Consider the following 3,541-nt stretch of genomic DNA (forward strand, 5'->3'; position numbering starts at 1 on the left):
CTACTCACCCTCCCACCCTCCTCACCTGTCCTCAACCCGATGGCCTCCCCTACCCTGTCGCCTACCCCTCGCACTCAGCGGTGGTACCGCCCCACGGTTTCCCTAGAACACGGGGTATACGTGATGCTACTGGTCTCCTTTTTGACTGGGGTCGTCGCCGCCCAGCGGTGGACCTGGGCCACCAGCCTGGCTTTGCTTTGCGCCCTTTGTGCGTTTCAGGCAGAACACCCCCTGGTTCTACAAGTTAAGCAGCGGAGCAGCTGGAAACCCCGCTTTCTGCTGTGGGCTGGGCTGTACGGCGGAGTGGCTGGGGCGATCGCCCTCTGGCTCCTCCAGCACAACCCGGCCAAACTGCTCTTGTTACTGTTGTACGTAGCCGTGGCCATCGCCCTTTCGATCGATGTTGCCTTAGTGTGGCGGCGACAGCAAAAGGCGATCGCCAATGAGTTGATCACCTTTTTTGCGGTTTGTCTGGCGGCACCGCTGGCCTATGCCACCACTGCTGGCGAAATGTCATGGCGCGTCCTGGCCCTGTGGATGATGAACGGGCTGGTCTTCGATAGTTTGGCCGTAAAGAAATTAGAGACTCATGTCTGGGCTGGGTCGGCGGTGCGCTTGGACTTCTCCTTAAATTAAAGGCCAGATTAGACCTTTCAGCGAGGCTAGGCAGCGAGCGATCGCGCCACCGCCCCATGTTTCTCCAGCACCACCGGCAGATCCAGCGTCAGCAAGCCCTCGGGGTTCAGCACCTCTCTACCGTGGATGAAGCTGTAGTCAACGCGATCGACCATACAGAAAATTAGCGCGGCCACCGGGTCGTAGGCGGTGCCCGACAGGGCCAGGCGATCGAGATTTACCGTGACAAAATCCGCCGCCATACCGGGAGCCAGATAGCCAATATCGGTGCGACCCAGCACCTTTGCCCCGCCGCGCGTAGCGATCTCCAGGGCTTCGCGGGCGGTCAGGGCGGCGGGGTTTTCTTCGCGCACGCGGGCCATCAAAAAGGCCTGACGGGCCTCGGCCAGCAGGTGGCTGCCGTCGTTAGAGGCCGACCCATCCACCCCCAGACCCACCGGCACATGGTGATCGAGTAGTTTGCGAATGGGGGCCATACCGCTGGCCAGGCGCATGTTGCTACAGGGGCAGTGGGCGACCCCGGTGCCCGTCTGGCCAAAGCTGTGGATAGCTCTGTCGTCGAGCTTGACGCAGTGGGCGTGCCACACGTCTTCGCCTAGCCAGCCGACAGAGGCGGCGTAGTCGCCAGGGGTGAGGCCAAAGGTATCGAGACTGTAGGTAACGTCGGAGTTGTTTTCGGCCAGGTGAGTGTGCAGGCGCACGCCAGAATACGACCGGGCTAGGGCAGCAGACTCGCGCATTAGATCGGTGGAGACGCTGAAGGGCGAGCAGGGGGCGAGGGTGATACGCACCATAGCGTAGGGGTCGTTGTCGTGGTACTGCTCAATTAGCCGCTGAGAGTCTTTGAGAATGTCGGCTTCGGCCTCGACGATGGAGTCGGGAGGCAGACCGCCTTTGCTTTCGCCGACGCTCATGCTGCCCCGGCTGGCGTGGAACCGCAGCCCGCTCTGCTGCACCGCCTCGATTTCGTCATCGAGGGTAGCGCCGTTGGGGAAGAGATAGAGGTGGTCGCTGGCGGTGGTGCAGCCAGAAAAGATTAGCTCGGCGGCGGCCACCTGGGCGCTGAGGCGAATGGCCTCGGGAGTAAGTTTTTGCCACAGCGGGTAGAGGGAACTGAGCCAGTTAAACAGGGCTGAGTTTTGTGCTCCTGGCACCACGCGGGTCAGGGTTTGATAGAAGTGGTGGTGGGTGTTAACCAGGCCGGGGAGAACGAGATGGCGATCGCCCAGATCCAGCACTCGGTCGGCCTCGGCGGGCAGTTCTTCGGTAGTGCCCACCTGCTCAATCACATGGTTACGAACAAACAGCGCCCCAGAGCGAATCTCACGCCGCTCGTCATCCATCGTGACCAGGGTGTGGATGTTTTTGACTAGAAGAGTTGACACAGTGGGGCATCCCCGCGACGATCATTCGCCTGGGACTATATCAGGTTGCGCCCTATCGCTAATGTTTTCGTTTATGCAAAATTAGCGGAGTGGATGCCCTACTTGAGGTCAAGCAGGCCCGTCAGGATAACCCGATCATTTTTTGAAACAGCTTTACCTTGCTCTCGTAGGGGGGGTAGCGCCAGTCCATATCGAGCCAGAAGGGTTTTTTGAGCACGCTTTTGAGGTGGGAGAAGGTGTCGAAGCTGTACTGGCCGTGGTAGGCACCTATGCCGCTGCTGCCCACGCCGCCAAAGGGCATATCCCACACGGTGATCTGCAAAATGACGTCGTTGATGCACACCGAGCCAGCGGTCGTTTGCTCTAGCACCTGCGCCTGTACCTGGCGATCGCGCGAAAACAAGTACAGCGCCAGGGGTTTGGGCCGCTGGTTCAGGTTGGCGATCGCATCCCCCAGATCCCGATAGGTGAGAATCGGCAGAATGGGGCCAAAAATTTCCTCCTGCATGATCGGGGCATCCCAGCTGATGTCATCCATCAGGGTGGGGGCGATATAGCGATCGCCCCGATTGTGGTCGCCCCCCGCCAAAATGGTGCCCTGGCCCAGCAGGCCTACTAGGCGGTCAAACTGGCGCTCGTTTACGACCCGCGAATAGTCGGGGCTCTGGGCGGGGTTCTCGCCGTAGCAATCCTTAATGCGCTGCTGGAGCGCTGCCACCAACTCGGCTTTGATGCGCTCGTCAACCAGCAGGTAGTCGGGGGCCACGCAGGTTTGGCCCGCATTGAGACACTTGCCCCAGACAATGCGTCGAGCCGCTACATCCATATTCACATCAGCATCGATGATGCAGGGGCTTTTACCGCCCAGTTCCAGGGTCACCGGGGTCAGGTGCTGCGCCGCCGCCTGCATGACAATTTTGCCTACCCGTTCGCCACCGGTATAAAAGATGTGGTCAAATTTTTCGGCCAGTAGGGCCTGGGCGGTATCTACGCCGCCTTCGACCAGGGCTACGTGGGCGGGGTCAAAGGTTTCTTCTATCAGCCGAGCCAGCACAGAGGAGGTGGCCGGAGCCAGCTCTGAGGGTTTGAGCATAGCGCAGTTGCCCGCCGCGATCGCCCCCATCAGCGGCGAAATAATCAGCTGAAACGGATAGTTCCACGGGCCGATAATTAGAGCTACCCCGAGGGGCTCGGGCTGCACCCAGGCCGAACCAGGCATCTGGCTGAGGGGAATGGAGGCTTTGCGCGGTTTAGCCCAGCGGCGCAGGTGCTTAATCACATAGTCAAGCTCGCCAATAACCGCGACTTCAATGTAGCCCTCAAACTCAGGACGGCCCAAATCTTGCTTCGCCGCATCAATAATTTCGGCCTGGTACTTGACGATCGCCGCCTGCAGCGCTTTCAGCCGATCGAGGCGAAAGTCAAGGCTTCGGGTGGCTCCGGTAGCCCAGTAGGCGCGCTGACGGCGTAGCAACTCGGCAACGGTGGCGGGGGCGGCAAGGGTAGTCATGGTTAACCTC

The 3,541-nt window shown here is 60.3% G+C and carries 3 protein-coding genes; 1 reads left to right on the top strand and 2 read right to left on the bottom strand.

The window, feature by feature from the left end:
• Positions 1–636: YwiC-like family protein (locus IQ273_RS31775; RefSeq protein WP_228054269.1), on the top strand; the 636-nt coding region annotated here is incomplete at its 5' end.
• A 26-nt stretch (positions 637–662) separates the two neighbouring features.
• Here IQ273_RS31775 and IQ273_RS31780 read toward each other — a convergent pair.
• Positions 663–2,021 (bottom strand): 8-oxoguanine deaminase, encoded by a 1,359-nt coding sequence (locus tag IQ273_RS31780; RefSeq protein WP_194027083.1) that lies wholly within the window; start codon positions 2,019–2,021, stop codon positions 663–665.
• Between the two features lie 121 nt (positions 2,022–2,142).
• Positions 2,143–3,531, bottom strand: a complete 1,389-nt coding sequence (locus tag IQ273_RS31785; protein WP_194027084.1) for an aldehyde dehydrogenase — start codon at positions 3,529–3,531, stop codon at positions 2,143–2,145.
• Between the last annotated feature and the right edge of the window lie 10 nt (positions 3,532–3,541).

Source organism: Nodosilinea sp. LEGE 07298 (genome assembly GCF_015207265.1).
In the GTDB taxonomy this organism is placed as follows: domain Bacteria; phylum Cyanobacteriota; class Cyanobacteriia; order Phormidesmidales; family Phormidesmidaceae; genus Nodosilinea.

What these genes read in the sequence shown, in the direction of transcription:
- IQ273_RS31785 (WP_194027084.1), bottom strand. Translation starts at nt 3,531, where the DNA reads ATGACTACCCTTGCCGCCCCCGCCACCGTTGCCGAGTTGCTACGCCGT.